This is a genomic window from Reinekea sp. (genome assembly GCF_982785585.1).
Genome location: NZ_CEYAVF010000027.1, coordinates 5811 through 20217, shown reverse-complemented (window position 1 = coordinate 20217; position 14407 = coordinate 5811). Strand labels below are relative to the sequence as shown.

12 protein-coding genes and 1 pseudogene are annotated in these 14407 nt (G+C 50.1%); 7 read left to right on the top strand and 6 right to left on the bottom strand.

From position 1 onward, the window contains the following. Positions 1–36: 36 nt before the first annotated feature. Both AC4FIC_RS11255 and AC4FIC_RS11250 read left to right on the top strand, forming a co-directional pair. Positions 37–1176, top strand: coding sequence for a MalY/PatB family protein (locus AC4FIC_RS11255; RefSeq protein ID WP_158524342.1), 1140 nt, complete (start codon positions 37–39; stop codon positions 1174–1176). Positions 1177–1466: 290 nt separating this feature from the next. Further along, a pseudogene (locus tag AC4FIC_RS11250) lies at positions 1467–1727 on the top strand (integrase core domain-containing protein); the annotation flags it as partial. Positions 1728–2118: 391 nt separating this feature from the next. Here AC4FIC_RS11250 and AC4FIC_RS11245 read toward each other — a convergent pair. Continuing rightward, positions 2119–2487, bottom strand: a complete 369-nt coding sequence (locus tag AC4FIC_RS11245; RefSeq protein ID WP_100257270.1) for a hypothetical protein — start codon at positions 2485–2487, stop codon at positions 2119–2121. 574 nt (positions 2488–3061) lie between these two features. On the opposite strand from AC4FIC_RS11245, the gene AC4FIC_RS11240 reads away from it, so the two are divergent. Further along, positions 3062–4237 carry a TauD/TfdA family dioxygenase gene (locus tag AC4FIC_RS11240; RefSeq protein ID WP_227003652.1) on the top strand — a complete coding sequence of 392 codons (1176 nt, stop codon included), beginning with the start codon at positions 3062–3064 and terminating at the stop codon, positions 4235–4237. 2 nt (positions 4238–4239) lie between these two features. Then, positions 4240–4968 carry a class II aldolase/adducin family protein gene (locus AC4FIC_RS11235; RefSeq protein ID WP_193437295.1) on the top strand — a complete coding sequence of 243 codons (729 nt, stop codon included), beginning with the start codon at positions 4240–4242 and terminating at the stop codon, positions 4966–4968. Between the two features lie 356 nt (positions 4969–5324). Here the strand turns inward: AC4FIC_RS11235 and ilvD are convergent, their stop codons facing one another. Then, the gene (gene ilvD, locus AC4FIC_RS11230; protein WP_476194516.1) at positions 5325–7004 is read right to left on the bottom strand and encodes a dihydroxy-acid dehydratase; all 1680 of its coding nucleotides are present in this window, start codon (positions 7002–7004) and stop codon (positions 5325–5327) included. Between the two features lie 361 nt (positions 7005–7365). Between ilvD and AC4FIC_RS11225 the strand changes: the two genes are divergently transcribed. After that, a complete protein-coding gene (locus AC4FIC_RS11225; RefSeq protein ID WP_100257267.1) occupies positions 7366–7587 on the top strand; it encodes a penicillin-binding protein in 222 nt (73 codons plus the stop codon). Between the two features lie 346 nt (positions 7588–7933). On the opposite strand, the gene AC4FIC_RS11220 is transcribed toward AC4FIC_RS11225, so the two are convergent. The 4 genes from AC4FIC_RS11220 to AC4FIC_RS11205 all read right to left on the bottom strand — a co-directional run bounded on the left by AC4FIC_RS11220 (position 7934) and on the right by AC4FIC_RS11205 (position 11711). Beyond that, the gene (locus AC4FIC_RS11220) at positions 7934–8251 is read right to left on the bottom strand and encodes an antibiotic biosynthesis monooxygenase family protein (RefSeq protein ID WP_476194945.1); all 318 of its coding nucleotides are present in this window, start codon (positions 8249–8251) and stop codon (positions 7934–7936) included. A 170-nt stretch (positions 8252–8421) separates the two neighbouring features. Continuing rightward, positions 8422–8691 carry a hypothetical protein gene (locus AC4FIC_RS11215; protein ID WP_476194514.1) on the bottom strand — a complete coding sequence of 90 codons (270 nt, stop codon included), beginning with the start codon at positions 8689–8691 and terminating at the stop codon, positions 8422–8424. Between the two features lie 778 nt (positions 8692–9469). Continuing rightward, on the bottom strand, positions 9470–10009 hold the full coding sequence (locus AC4FIC_RS11210) for a hypothetical protein (RefSeq protein ID WP_100257264.1): 540 nt from the start codon (positions 10007–10009) through the stop codon (positions 9470–9472). Between the two features lie 16 nt (positions 10010–10025). Continuing rightward, on the bottom strand, positions 10026–11711 hold the full coding sequence (locus AC4FIC_RS11205; protein ID WP_476194947.1) for a YHYH protein: 1686 nt from the start codon (positions 11709–11711) through the stop codon (positions 10026–10028). Between the two features lie 500 nt (positions 11712–12211). Between AC4FIC_RS11205 and AC4FIC_RS11200 the strand changes: the two genes are divergently transcribed. Both AC4FIC_RS11200 and AC4FIC_RS11195 read left to right on the top strand, forming a co-directional pair. Beyond that, complete coding sequence (locus AC4FIC_RS11200; protein ID WP_100257262.1) at positions 12212–13228, top strand: thiamine pyrophosphate-dependent dehydrogenase E1 component subunit alpha; 1017 nt, start codon at positions 12212–12214, stop codon at positions 13226–13228. Positions 13229–13250: 22 nt separating this feature from the next. After that, the gene (locus tag AC4FIC_RS11195; protein WP_100257261.1) at positions 13251–14219 is read left to right on the top strand and encodes an alpha-ketoacid dehydrogenase subunit beta; all 969 of its coding nucleotides are present in this window, start codon (positions 13251–13253) and stop codon (positions 14217–14219) included. Positions 14220–14407: the final 188 nt, after the last annotated feature.

Here is a 14407-nt window from a genome sequence, read left to right as displayed (position 1 = left end):
TCGTTCTGAGCAATCAATGGCGATATGAGTAAGATCATGGATTTTGATAACATAGAAGATTTGAGAACGACTCACTTGGTAAAGTGGAGTCCCGAATTTACGGCGCATGATGTCATACCGATGTGGGTAGCGGACATGGACTTCCCAACAGCGCCGTCAATTTCAGATGCACTTCAGGTACATGCTCGAAGTGCTAATTTTGGATACCGGCATAGGCCTGCACGGCTTTTTGAGTCGATACTTAATTGGTTTCAACAACGGCACCAATGGAGAATGCAAACTGACTGGATTGTGCCCACGCCCGGGGTCATTCCTTCGATTCAAATGGCCATACAATCCGTCACAAACCCCGGTGAGGGCGTGATAGTGCAAACTCCGGCGTACTATCCTTTCTTTTCTTCTGTAACGACCCATAATCGAGAGTTAATCATTAATCCGCTGATAGGCAGTACTGATGGATATAGATTTGATTGGCAACTGTTTGAAGCACAACTGACGAAAGCGTCAGCATTCCTATTGTGCAATCCTCACAACCCAGTCGGTAGAGCCTGGCGGATGGATGAACTGACAAAAATCGTTGAACTCTGTAGCAAGTACCAAGTATCGATAATATCCGACGATATACATTGCGATCTCGTTTTCCCGCCAAATAGATATATGCCCATTCCTATTCTGCCCACGACAACCGACGTTGATGTTGTCTATTGTTACTCCCCTAGTAAATCGTTCGGTCTTTCAGGTTTGAATACGGCGTTTACTGTCATTCCAAATCCGGTGTTGCGAAAAAAATACTTATCGAAACTCCACAGTACAGGCTACTACTGGGGGAATAGCTTTGGAGATGCGGCACTGGAGGCAGCCTATGCACATGGTGTGGAGTGGATGGATACGTTCAAGGTGTATTTAAGCCGTAATATAGAGATACTGACACACCGGCTTACCGAAATCGGGGGCATTGAGTTAATGCCGATTGAAGCAACCTACCTTGCTTGGCTCGATTTTCGTGCAACCGGGTTAAGTGAAGAGGAAGTCAGCCAGCGGCTGAGTATGGCGAAAGTTCAACTGGAAAAAGGCTCAGTGTTTGGCGAGGACGGTCGTGGTTTTCAGCGTATGACGATAGCGACACAATCATTCAATTTAGAGGAGACGCTGAGCAGGATATCTAGAGTTTTCTAGTGTATATGCCTAGCAATAAGGATTTAAATCGAGCCAATCTGCTGTTTGGTGCCCCATTCAGCATTACTAGGGGTCATATATCCCAATGCATTATCTAAAGAGTTAAAAATACGCGAACTGATCCATCCTATGTATACCCCGTAGCCAAAGATTAAGAACCCCATCCATGTGTTGCATGTAAACGGCCACGTCGGTAGCCAATGCCCCCAATTAATAGCAGATGTCAAATTATCCTTTCTCGTAATATTTGCTCCGGAGATTCGGCATGAAATATCAAAATACTCAAACAGGCCGAACGGCATGCTATAGAACTTGACGTTATTCAACCCGGAAGTCCGCAACAGAAAGCCTATATCGATCGGTATAATCCCACAGTTCGTTACGGCTTATTAAACCAATACGTGTTCGTGTGTATTGAAGAAGTCCAAGATCACGCAACGCGATGGCTGTGGACCTATAATAATGAACGGCCCAATATGGCAATTGGCGGTATAACACCCAAAACGAAGTTGGCGTTAGTTGTACAAGACCCTACTTTTAACATCGGTTAAAAATGGGGGGTTACCAATGGACCGATATTTTGTATGGGTACTAAAGCGGGTGTCTCTTTAGGCCCTCTCTTTAGGCCCAAAATACTAGATACAGGACCAGATACAGGCGTTGCATCTAAATGGCCATGTGGGAGTTCAAGGCAATGAGTTGGCGGATCGGATGTCGATTTTGGCGATTGGGGAAAAGACTCTTGATTTTGTGCGGTATCGGGATGCATTGGATGTGAAGGCTATTTTGGCGATGCGGCAGGGGGTTGGCCGTCTTAGCACCCATTCGACAGGTAGCAGTTGAAAAAAATTTTTTGAGCCTAAAGGCCGAACAAGTAATGGGGCCTATGGTTTGAATTAGAAATTTTACATATAAGCTATCAAGCCATATTTTAAATAAGCATTATAGTAAATCACTGATGGCCCAAGAGTCGGGGTTAAACCCGCGAGCTCTGCATTCATCCTGTGGTTTGTGAACCACAATCGCTCTTTCAGAAAAGGTTCTAAACTCGCCTTCTATGACACCCAATATTTCCCAACTAATCATGCCAGTTTTGCAGTTAAAGAACTGATCAACAACGTAGCCGCTTGCAAACAAGCCATCCGGTGTCTGATACATAGCTGAAAAATCGATAGTTGTTCCGGTCCAATCTGTAAAGGGATAGTCGTATCCACCTTTTGTTCTGTCTGCACTCCTAACATCTGCAACCACTCCAAGGATTAACGCGAAGATTGCAATGACGCCTACGGCTGACAATATAGTTTTAATCAATGGAATGTGACTCCTAAAGGTAACAGTCAAATAATCCAGATTAAGATTATTAAACTTCAGAACGTAGGGGTTAGCATAATTATTTAGTTAAATGTCATCGAATATTACCACACATTACGTGGATTATTGAAACCAAAGGGGTCACCCATTAATTGCTCATATTATGCGAGTTAACATTGCCGAGGCGGGGAGTTCCAAGGAATACGATAAAAGTCTCAATTCTGAAGATTAGTGATCGCATCGTGTTAATTGCAGTTATTGATATTTTTTTCCTGTCATTTTTTTCTGTTGGCGGTAAATTTTTTTGCGGCTCAGTGGGATGCATGCCGTGATTTATGGGCTTACAGCCCCTGTTCAGTACTAACAATGTGACCGGTTTGGGTAAAAGTGCACCGTCTGAATTCATGGTTAAAAAAATTCAGGCATTAACACAGAATGTTTGCATTATAGAATTACCGCCGTCAGAGGAGCGAGGCTGCCAGAGAGTAGTTCGTTGATCCCGCCCTGTGTTGATCTAATCTTTCGCCCTATTGTACAATCGCCGCACTATTTACCTATGTTGGAGAATTACCGAGTGCTTAACGTTGTGCTGCAAGAAAATGGCCTAGAGTTGTTTGTTCAAGGCGAGGTCGCCTATTTCAACTACTTTTGGTTGCGGGATAACTGTGAAACCTCATGGGAAAGCAGCACCAAGGAGCGGACCTTTGATATTCTTGGCGAACCCGATGACTTGTCTCCTCAAAGTGCGCACATAGAGGGTGGTTTTCTGGAGGTTAGCTGGAGCGAAGACAAGCAAAGCCGTTATGCGCTGCAGTGGCTAATGCGTTGGCACCAAGGCGAAAATCATGGCGATCTTGCTGTACGGTCCCGAAAACCCTGGCATGGCAACCACTATGCCAACATGGCACGGTTTGACTATACGGAGGTAATGGGCGCACCGAATCGGGTTGCCGATTGGGCAGAAGTCCTGTTGGATGAAGGTATTGCGCTGATACAGGGCATGCCGAACAGTGATCATGCGTTACAGTCTTTGTGTGAGCAATTCGGCGCAGTACGGCCGTCCTTTTCGGGCTATGTGTTCGATGTGTTTTCTAAGGCTCAACCTGAAAACCTAGCCTACACCAGCAAGGCGCTGGAACTACACACCGATTTGCCGGCGGAGGAACTTGCTCCAGGTATTCAGTTTTTGCACTGTAGAGTAAATGATGCGCAAGGTGGACAAAGTCTGTTTGTCGACGCCAACGCGGTGGCTAATGCCTTGCAAAAAAATCACCCCGAGTACTTCCGTATTCTCACCGAATACGAGGTACCGTTTCGCTACACCACCAACCACCAGGATGTACGGTCCAAACAACGGATTATTGAACTTGATCCTAATAATGGTGAAGTGAGTGGTGTTAACTTTAGTCAGCACCTGGCGGATATCTTCGATTTCCCTCAGCGCGATATGGATCGTTTTTACCCAGCATTCCGCAAATTTGGCCAAATGCTGCAAGATCCAAGCTATTTGATGACCTTTCGGCTCAACGCGGGAGAGTGCATCGTATTCGATAACCAACGTATCGCTCACGGTCGTACTTCCTATATAGAAGGCAGTGGCGTTAGGCATCTGCGCGGTTGTTATGTCGAGCGCGGGGAACTGCGGAGCACCTATAGGGTATTGCGCGCCCAGCATCCGGTGGCTACCGACCCAGTTGCATGGCCGCAGATGGATGATTCGGCGCTGGCTGAAGTGGGCTTAGGAGGATGACTATGACGGCAGAGCAAGATCTTCGAGTAGACTTGGCAGCGGCATTTCGGCTTATCCATGAGCTGGATATGCATGAGTCGGTTGCCAATCATCTGAGTGCGGCGGTGTCGGAAGACGGCAAACAGTTTCTGATGAATCAGCGCTGGATGCACTTTTCCAATGTCACCGCCAGCAACCTGCAGTTGCTCGACAGCGATGACGCCACTGTCATGGACAGCGATCAAGCGCCAGATGCATCGGCCTGGACCATTCATGGCAATGTACATCGGGTGCTACCCGACGCAAAGGTGATTATGCACCTACATCCCACCTACGCGACGGTACTTTCAACGCTAAAAGATCCGCGCATACTGCCGATTGACAACAATACGGCGCGTTTCTATGGCCGTATTGCCTACGACACGAATTTTGGTGGCATTGCTACCAGCGACGAAGAAGGTAAGCGCATTGTGCAAACCTTTGCTGGCAAAAAAGCGCTGATGATGGGTAATCACGGTGTCACCGTGATAGGTGAATCCGTGGCGGAGGCGTTCGAAAGCCTGTACTACCTGGAGATAGCGTGTAAAACAATGGTCTTGGCCTACGCCACTGGCCAGGAGCTTAACGTGCTACCCCATGAGTTAGCGTTGGAGACGGCGGAAAGCTGGGACGCGTTTCGCGGCACCTCATTTGCGCATTTCGAGCAATTGAAGGCGAACCTTGATCGGAAGGATAGTTCTTATCGGGGGTGAATCAAACGGGGTCAACCCTTTAAATCGTCACTTATATGGTTTTTAATAATAGAAGAGAAACTTCCAAGTCCACTTTTATGACCAATGACTTTACTGGATTCAGTTTGGCTAATGCCACGATAAATTTATTGAACGTGGCAAGGCGGCATGTACAAACCCAATGGCACCAAGAACAACGTCGAATTGTACGACTGCACCATTAGTTTTAAAAAATACGCATTTAGGTATTGGTTATGAACGTGTTGCGGTTAGGGCCGGTTGTGAGGTAAGCCCGGTTCATGGTCAGCATTCTCTACACAATCAAAGATGTGACCACGAGCCAGCTTGAACGGGCAGTGAACCCGCCCGGGTTTGGGTTACTTATCGGTCACGGCCCCTTCTGATGCGCTGGATACCAGTTTGGCATATTTGGCCAGCACACCTCGAGTGTAGAGAGGCGCAGGTTGCTTCCAACTGTTACGGCGCTGGGCCAGCACGACGTCACTGATGTCGACGCTGATTTGGCGTGTCTCGGCATCGATGGTGATTTTATCGCCGTTCTCAACCAGTGCAATCGGGCCGCCTTCAAAGGCTTCTGGGGTGATATGTCCGACCACAAAACCATGCGAGCCACCCGAGAAACGACCATCGGTGATCAGCGCAACGTCCTTGCCCAAGCCTTTGCCAATAATAGCCGAGGTAGGGGAGAGCATTTCTCGCATACCCGGGCCGCCCTTGGGACCCTCGTAGCGGATGACGATGACATCGCCGGCAATCACATCGCCATTAAGGATCCCGGCCAAGGCCGCCTCTTCACCATGGTAGACCCGAGCCGAGCCTTCGAAACGTAGCCCTTCCTTGCCGGTGATCTTGGCCACTGAACCGGTAGGCGATAGGTTGCCGTGCAAGATCACCAGGTGGGAATCTTTTTTAATCGGGTTGCTAAAAGGGCGAATGATGTCTTGATCCGCTGGGTAATCGCCCACGTTGGCAAGGTTTTCCGCCAGCGTCTTTCCGGTCACGGTCAGGGCATCGCCATGCAACAAGCCGGCATCGAGTAAACGCTTCATCAAAGGCTGGATGCCGCCAATGGCGACCAGTTCGGACATCATATACTTGCCACTGGGGCGCAAATCGGCCAATACGGGCGTGGTTTTACCGATTTCGGTGAAGTCCTCAAGGGTCAGGTCGACACCCACGGCGTGGGCCATGGCGAGCAAATGCAAGACACCATTGGTAGAGCCGGCCAGTGCGATAACCACCCGGATTGCGTTCTCGAAGGCCTTGCGGGTCATGATGTCGCGTGGCTTGATATCGTGCGCCAGCAGTTCCAGTACCTGCTGGCCTGCGCGGAAGCAGTCTGACTCCTTGTCGGTGGACGTGGCGTCTTGCGCGGAGGAGCCGGGCAGCGACATCCCTAAAGCCTCGATCGCCGACGCCATGGTGTTGGCGGTATACATGCCCCCGCATGAACCGGGGCCTGGGATGGCGGTCTCTTCAATCTGTTTCATCTCAATCAAGTCCAGTTCGCCTTTAGCGTACTGGCCCACGGCTTCAAACACCGAAATAATGTCCGTATGGCCCGCGCCGGGTTTAATGGTGCCGCCGTAGACAAAAATTGCTGGACGGTTCAAGCGGGCTAGGCCGATCATGCAACCGGGCATATTTTTATCGCAGCCGCCGACGGCAACCACACCATCAAAGCCTTCGCAACCCACCACGGTTTCAATGGAATCGGCGATAACCTCGCGCGAGACCAGGGAATATTTCATCCCTTCGGTGCCATTGGCGATGCCATCTGATACGGTGATGGTGTTGAAAATAAGCGCCTTGCCACCGGCCGCGTTGGCGCCCTTTTCAGCCTCTTCGGCAAGCTTGTTAATGTGCATATTGCACGGCGTTACATTGGCCCACGTCGAGGCGATGCCGATCTGTGGCTTGTTGAAGTCGTCATCGGTGAAGCCGACTGCGCGCAACATAGATCGGGCGGGCGCCGTCTCGATGCCATCCACCACTTTGGAGGAATACTTACGCATGCTATCTGTAATCTTGGTCATTGCGAAACCTTTTATATTTTTCGTGTGTATTCGGTAGGATGCGGCTTAACCTCTTCAGCTAGTGCCAGTATCGCCTGATGATGGACAAAAAGTGTGTCAATGTCGACCATCCAGATTACCGGTGCTGTTTTGCCAGGGCTTATTTGTTTTTTGGTGTTGGTTTAGAATGGCTGTTTAGTGTTAGCCTATAGGTGCTCTAGCGTCAGTGCGTTCTGTTTCCTATAATTTCAGAGAAAAAGTAACCTATCGCATCCTGACGTTAGCGGGTGCCCATCGCTATAAGCCAGCAGGCTATCATTGCAGGGGGATACACCTGGCACCGTTAATTTACCACTTTTTATAACTAATCTACGAGAGCCTTATGACAGAGTTAATGAATGACGACGCATTGTTATCATTGAAAATTGCCTTTACCTATATGCCAAAGGCAATTGAAGTTACTAAGTACGAATACGGTGATCAATATCAAAATATACTTGATCATATAGAAGCCGTTAGAGCGGTTCTGTTAATAAACGATGTTGACCCGGACGAGGTATATGGTGAAATAAATCCAAGCACCTCGCCTAATTCATCCTATTGAAAATATTATTTTTGCGGCAAGCCTTATAAAAAAGTTTGGAATTAAATTAATTTATAGATCTAATTAATTTTATTTCCCAGACCATATCGCGATCTGTTTATTAGCGAGTCACCATTATTTACAGATCAGTAGGTTAAGATATTTATCTGAGCGAGTACGATAAAAACTTTATGTTATGCACAACTCAAGCGTTTTCGATGTAAAGGCTATGTTAATGATGCGGGAGGGGCGGAGTGTATAAGAATGCTCAGTTGAGTAGGGCCTGGTGATCTTTCAGGAGTTAATATTGATAATCTGAACATGACAGGGGCAGGTGGCTGTTGAGCAATTCTTGGTGACTTATCTGTTACATGCCATAGTCACGTTCTACCTTCGCTATTCGGATCTTAAACGACTCATACCACCGGTCATGCCCTAAACGCTGAGCTGTTTGGTGTTCTAGGTTGGCCTTCCAGTTTTTTATAGACTCAATATCGGCCCAATAAGAGATGGTTATACCTATATCCTCCCTTGCAGACTCAACGCCCAGAAATCCTGGTTGCGTTGATACTAATTCAAGCATCTTGGCGGACATTGCACCATAGCCGTTGTCGCCCGTAGATCGGAGTGACGTAAAGATTGCCGCGTAATAAGGCGGCTTAGGGGTTTTTGCTATAGCAGTCATTGTTTCGAAATCCAAGGTTAGAGGTGCGGCTTGGTTGCTTTTTACGTGGACAATATCGGCCGGGCATTGGGCCTGGCTGCTCTATTCTGGGCACGCGATGGTAAACAAATAAGAATCCCATGGACAAAGTTTCTAATTTAAATCCCTCTAGCTTGTTATTATCATAATTACTACGGGAATTGGCATCTTTGGTTTTCCAGCATAAGATTACCGTTCTGGTCTCGGCATTCAGGAATAGACCAGTCCCGGCCTGAAAGCTCAAAAAAAGCTACACTAGATAGGATTAAGAAAAATAGTATCCCACCTATACTCACCTTCTTAATATTTCTGCCTCGAATTACCTTATCAATAATTATTTTAATTAATAATGCAAAAAACCCCAAAGCACCAATGAAAAATATAAAAATCGACCAATCCATTATTTCAAAACTAAAATTCAATATTAATCTCCCAGTTGAGCTTAACGATTGTAGTGAAAATGCAGCAATGCTACGTTTAATACTTTTGATTTTTAACTACTATTACCTTGGTGCCGACAACGTGGTCGGGTAAGCACTTTTAAGATTTTAAAAAAACAAAAAGGATAGTAATGATGCTGACTAATTAACCAATAACTGGGATCAATGAAACACCCCAATAGAAACCATACCTTTTAGCCAAGGCAGGGATGTACGCATGCATGTTTTCGGTTGTTACTATCTGTATGTTTAGAATTTATTTGCTTATATATCCATTGTTGCTTCATTTGAGTTGATAGTATTGGTTTGCATGCGGCTCCTTGATAGATTTCTTACCCAGCTAACAGATTGTCCTTCGGCACCCGCCATTTTATTGGTCACTAATTGTTTTTGAAAAGTTAACAATTAAAACCGACCCTATGCTAGATAGTCTCTCGCTTACTCGGATTTCTGTCAATTTAATAAGCCCGGAAAAGGCCGCTGGAGGGGTTGATTAGTGGGTCGGATTGATTTTGATGCATCCTATATAAACTGGTTTCTTCAGAGGACTACAGACAGAGCTTTTATAAGTATCGAATACTGCCCATTGTTCTTGGAGGCGAATCCGGGCTGCATTGGGCTTGCCCTTATCAGCCTGTTGCGCGCCGGATCTCGGTGACGTTGCAGGTCAGTTCTTTAGGATAGTCGCGGAAGGCAGTTCGATAACACCCATAAAGAGATACCCATGCTGAGTAACAATCCGAACAGGCTTTTTGATCCGTTATTGCAGCGCAAAGACCTTTTCCCCTCCAGCCTTGATCAGCCCATATTGCGGCTGCACCACTGAGACCAGCACGCTGGCCAGTGATGCAGGGAACTGCACCGATAGACCCTTGGGGCGCGCAAAAGCGTGCTGCGCGGATAAACGAAACTCAACCAAGCCTTGTCCTGCTTCGTCTTCATGGCCTGTTTCATAAGCCTGATAGCTCTCGGACATAAAGACCAGGGCCTCTTGTTCCAATTTAAGCTCTATCGCACCGGCTAAGTATTCCGCCAGTTTGTCGTTTAAGGCATCGGACGATAGGTCCGCTTGCGTTAATAACAAATCGGTCTCGCCGGTTAACCAGGCGCTGGGGTCAGACAGAATGGTTTGCCAGTCGTCGATGTCGATGAGTAGACGCACTTCAACCTGGCCATCCCGCAAGATGATCTGCGCTGAGTTTTGTGGGAACTCATGGGCATGCCCGACAGTTAATATCAGACTGCTTAACAGTATAAATACCGGACGAATCAGTTTAAGCAGGCTAAAGCGCCTGCTCATTCGAGCTTGGTTGAATCTAATCACGACAGAGTGTTCCCGATTCAACAGCGCCATCGTTACTGATGGTGCGTTGGTTAAAATCGAAACACTTCGGATCGCTCGTGGACGGCTTAAAGATTGAATAATAGTCTTCGCCCTGATAGCTGTAAGTCATTGTGCGTGTGCCATCAGCCGTCTCGCTGTGTTGCAAGTTTTCAACGCCGCCTCGAGGCGGGTTTAAATCGGAGCGGATAAATGCACCGCGCATCGGTGATACGCGCGGCAATATGGTGGTATCCACCTCGCCGACCAAGCATTGAAAGATGTAAGGAGGTTCTTCCGAGGTATGATAGCGGTAACCAAAGCTGCCATCGGCCTGGCCATTACAAACATCCAACGAACCCTTCTTAATGGCGCTGCCGTCTGGATTTTCATCGCCAAAGAGTGGGTAGCCGTCGTAGCCCCAGCCCAAAATCGTGGTGGCATTGGCATTCTCGATGGTGTCTATCATGCAGATGGGTTTGGCGTGGTAATGGTAATCGTCACCGCGGCCGGCATGGCCACCGCATACATCCAACTGGCCCAACGCCAGCGTGTCCATCTTGGCATCATAATTATCCAAGTCCAGATCGCCCTGAGCGGAATAGTCGTAAATCGGTACCCCATTTATGGCAATGCCTAAAGCGGCATCAATTGAGGTTTTTTCGGCGGCCATTTTGGGCGCAAGCGGAATGGGCGCAGCGTTTCCGGGTGCGGGTACCGGTATCTGTTCATTGGTCCCGGTAATGCCGGTCATTAATTCATGGTCCGGATAGGTATCCGACACCAGGTAGGCGTGTGATTCATCACAGGTCACCACCACCTCGGTGAAGCCAGAATCGCTAACGGATGCCTGGACGATTGCGCACGCCTTAGAATCGACACTCTCTTTGATACTAGGTACCGCAATAACAACGCGCTCTTGTGGAGTACGATCGCCTTCGTCGGCCCGGCCACCCTCTGCTCTGACGGGACGTTCATCGCCGTCTTCAGGTCGTGGCGGGCGCTCATCACCGTCTTCAGGTCGTGGCGGGCGCTCACCACCGTCTTCAGGACGTGGCGGACGATCTTCACCGTCTTCAGGTTTAGCGGGCCGGTCATCGGCAGCGCCGTCGCCCGCAAGGATGTCACCGTCACCGGGGACGCTGGCAAAGGACCGTGCAAATCCCACGGTCAAGGACGTCGAGGCTAATAGGGCGTCGGCCATCTGGGCTCTGAGCTCTATTGGTGTGATCTCGCTGGCGTCGCTTATCTCAAGCGTGTCAGACAACGCATAGAGGTGAAAAGTGTAGTCTTTACTGCCAGTGCCCTTTGAGCAAGGCGGCGCATAGGCCAGCTTGGGATTGACGCTGTTGCCGCCCATGGTGCCGACGATGGAGCCTTCGCTTACCGACTTCACGTTTGTAGGGATGTTATAGAGTGTCCAGTACCAGTGAACGTCATCAGGTCCGGCTTCATGGTCCATCAGCACAACCAATGACTCGGTTCCCTTGGGAACACCGCTCCAAGCCAGTGGCGGTGAAACCCCTGCGCCGTCACAACCATACTGTTCAGGTAACGTGCCGTTATCGGTCATGACACTGCTGGAGAGCACCAGGCCATTATCGGCTAGCGCAAAGGGCGCTAGCAGCGAGAACGTTAGTACCGCCATTGCGGCCTTCTTAGGTAGAATTTTAGTACGCATCTGACGAATTCCTTACTCGTATTTAACAGCCGTATGTCCAGCTGATATTAAGTTATACCGGGCATAATGACAAACTTACTCGCGCCGGATTCACCTGAAAGCCCGGTTTTTTCCCTTTCATCCTAGTGTCTTGGTTTTGGGCTGTGCAAATAATGTACTGGTCCGCCCTTTAGCCCGGTAATGTCGTAGCATTGGATCCGGCAAAGGACCGATCTACTGACATAGGCCCGTGAACAGATCTCTTTCAGGACTGGATTGCTGTAATCGGTGCGTCTAGAATAGTCCGGCGTTTAAGCCAAGTCTGCTGGCTCTTTATTGCATCGTTGCTAGCAGTCGGCTCGCGAAGTGCGTGCCTGGCCAGCGTTTGGGTTAACTTTGTTGCCGCATAGGAGGACCACGCCAATGCTACAAAACCCCTATTTTAAAATGAGCCTCACCTCCTTGGTAAAACTGAGCCATACCTCCTTTGTAAAACTGAGCCACAGCCCTATGAGTCGGCGATGAAAGACGGCATTAGCAACCTCCAACGTCGTCATCTGCTTACTCAGATGCTGCGCCTACGTCGCTTTGAACAACGCTCCACTAAACTGGTTCATGACGGCTCAATGCACGGCCTTTTGCCCCAGGTATGGCGCGAAGGTGCTATGGCTGTGGGTGTGATGCAGGCCTTGACGGCCGACGATCGGGTTGTTGCCGCTGCGCGCTGCCATCTTTATGCCTTAGCCCTAGGGGTGCCCATGAATGATGTGATGGCGGAATTGTTTGGCAAAATCACCGGGCCCAATCGCGGTCGGGGCGGAAGTTTTCATCTCTATGATCGGGACCGGCGCTTCTATGGCGATCACAGTTTGGCGGCCGGCGGACTGCCGATGGCGGTCGGTTTGGCCTGGTCCGATAAGCTGCAGCAGCGCAATCGAGTTACCGTCTGCTTTGCCAGTGCGAGTCTGAGCGCGCCCAACGAGTGGGTTGGTAGCTTAAATTTGGCGCGTTCAGCAGCGCTGCCATTGCTCTGTATCGCTGCAAAGCCGCGCACGGGACAGACATCTGGCGCGCCCCTGGCCAAGGCGGGTCGCATATCGGAGCCGGATGACCCGCTATTTGAAGACCATCTATTCGAAGACCATTCATTCGATGGCCAGGCGATCGAAGTCGACGAGTCGGATGTGATCCACGTTGCAGCGGCGGCCAAGGCGGCCTGCGATGCCATTCGGCGCGGAGAGGGGCCTCAGTTTCTGGCTTATGATTGCCGTCCTCTAAGAGTGGGTCAGCCAGGCCTGGATGACACCGGCAAGCAGGTGCTTAATAGTGCGGAGCCGGCCGCCGAAAGTTGGCCAGATCCGGGCGCTATCGAGCATTTGAGTCAATGGCTGCGAGACCACAACAAGCTGTCTGACGCGGCGGGTGCGGCGATTGAAACCGCACTGGACTGGGAGTTTAATGAAGCCGTGCGCTTTGCCGAAGCATCGGGCCGTGAACCGGCCAATGCGCTGTTCGACCGTATTTTCGCGCACCCCTAGGGTATAAACCCGGAGGTCTAAGATGACGAAGATAACCTATTGGGCGGCCATTCGGGCTGCTATCGAACAAGCCATGGCGAGCGATAAACGGGTGGTGCTGATGGCCCAGGCGGCGCACCAGCCCGATGAGGGTTATGGCTTGGCCAATGATCTATCGGCCCGTTTCAGTCCGGAACGGGTGCGTATTTGCCCATTGTCTGCCGCGGACTTGGTGTGCGCCGGTATTGGCGCCGCGCTGGGCGGGCTCAAACCCGTGCTGGAAGTGTCGAGTGCTAATAGCCTCGCGGTGCTTGCCCCGCTGGTGAGCAATGCCGCCAGCTTGGGTTTCAAGACTGGCGGCCAGCTGTCCGTGCCCTTGGTGATCCGCATGATGGCCGGCGCAGCGCAACCGTCGCCCAGCCTGGCCAATTGGATCGCGCAGATCCCGGGCATAAAGGTGCTGGTGCCGGCCACGGTTACCGATGCCCGCTATATGTTGGCTGAGGCGCTGGCGGACCCGGAGCCAACGGTTATCTTTGAGCATCGGCTGCTCTACAATAAAGAAGAGCGGTGCACCCCCCGAACGTTGGCTTACAGCGCCGAACGAGCTCTCGTGCGGCGCCCCGGCAACGATCTGACGCTGATCGCTTACAGCGCCTATTTAGACGAGGCCCTCGCCGTCGCCGACCGGCTGCAGGCGAGCGACAATAAGTCCATCGAGGTCATCGATCTGCGCTGTCTGCGACCTCTGGACAGTGAGACCCTGTTTAAGTCGGTGCGCAAAACCCATCGGGCGGCCCTGGTCGATGAGAGCTGGAAGACCGGCAGCTTTGCCGCGGAAATCTGTGTCCAACTGGTCGAACATTGTTGGCCAGATCTGCATGCGCCGATTCGGCGAGTGTGCTCGGCTGAAGTGCCGCTGCTTTATCCAGACCATTTGACCCAGGCCGCTCGGCCCCAGCGCCGCGACATTGAAGCATTGGCGCGGTCGGTTCTGGGCCTGGTCGGGTAGGGCGGCAGCAAGCGATGACCGTCAGACCGGTTTTGCCCGCTGTGGCGGGTAAATTCTCAATTGTTAACATAAATACCAGCCTATTGGTGCTTTAGTATGCAATTTGCTAAATAACGGGTGTAATGACCTTGGGAATATGGCATAAATGCTTGAATTAGCTGTAAAAATTAGCACTTTCCATTCGAGAT

What these genes read in the sequence shown, in the direction of transcription:
- AC4FIC_RS11255 (WP_158524342.1), top strand. Translation starts at nt 37, where the DNA reads ATGGATTTTGATAACATAGAAGATTTGAGAACGACTCACTTGGTAAAG.
- AC4FIC_RS11235 (WP_193437295.1), top strand. Translation starts at nt 4,240, where the DNA reads ATGACGGCAGAGCAAGATCTTCGAGTAGACTTGGCAGCGGCATTTCGG.
- ilvD (WP_476194516.1), bottom strand. Translation starts at nt 7,004, where the DNA reads ATGACCAAGATTACAGATAGCATGCGTAAGTATTCCTCCAAAGTGGTG.
- AC4FIC_RS11225 (WP_100257267.1), top strand. Translation starts at nt 7,366, where the DNA reads ATGACAGAGTTAATGAATGACGACGCATTGTTATCATTGAAAATTGCC.
- AC4FIC_RS11220 (WP_476194945.1), bottom strand. Translation starts at nt 8,251, where the DNA reads ATGACTGCTATAGCAAAAACCCCTAAGCCGCCTTATTACGCGGCAATC.
- AC4FIC_RS11210 (WP_100257264.1), bottom strand. Translation starts at nt 10,009, where the DNA reads ATGAGCAGGCGCTTTAGCCTGCTTAAACTGATTCGTCCGGTATTTATA.
- AC4FIC_RS11205 (WP_476194947.1), bottom strand. Translation starts at nt 11,711, where the DNA reads ATGCGTACTAAAATTCTACCTAAGAAGGCCGCAATGGCGGTACTAACG.
- AC4FIC_RS11200 (WP_100257262.1), top strand. Translation starts at nt 12,212, where the DNA reads ATGAAAGACGGCATTAGCAACCTCCAACGTCGTCATCTGCTTACTCAG.
- AC4FIC_RS11195 (WP_100257261.1), top strand. Translation starts at nt 13,251, where the DNA reads ATGACGAAGATAACCTATTGGGCGGCCATTCGGGCTGCTATCGAACAA.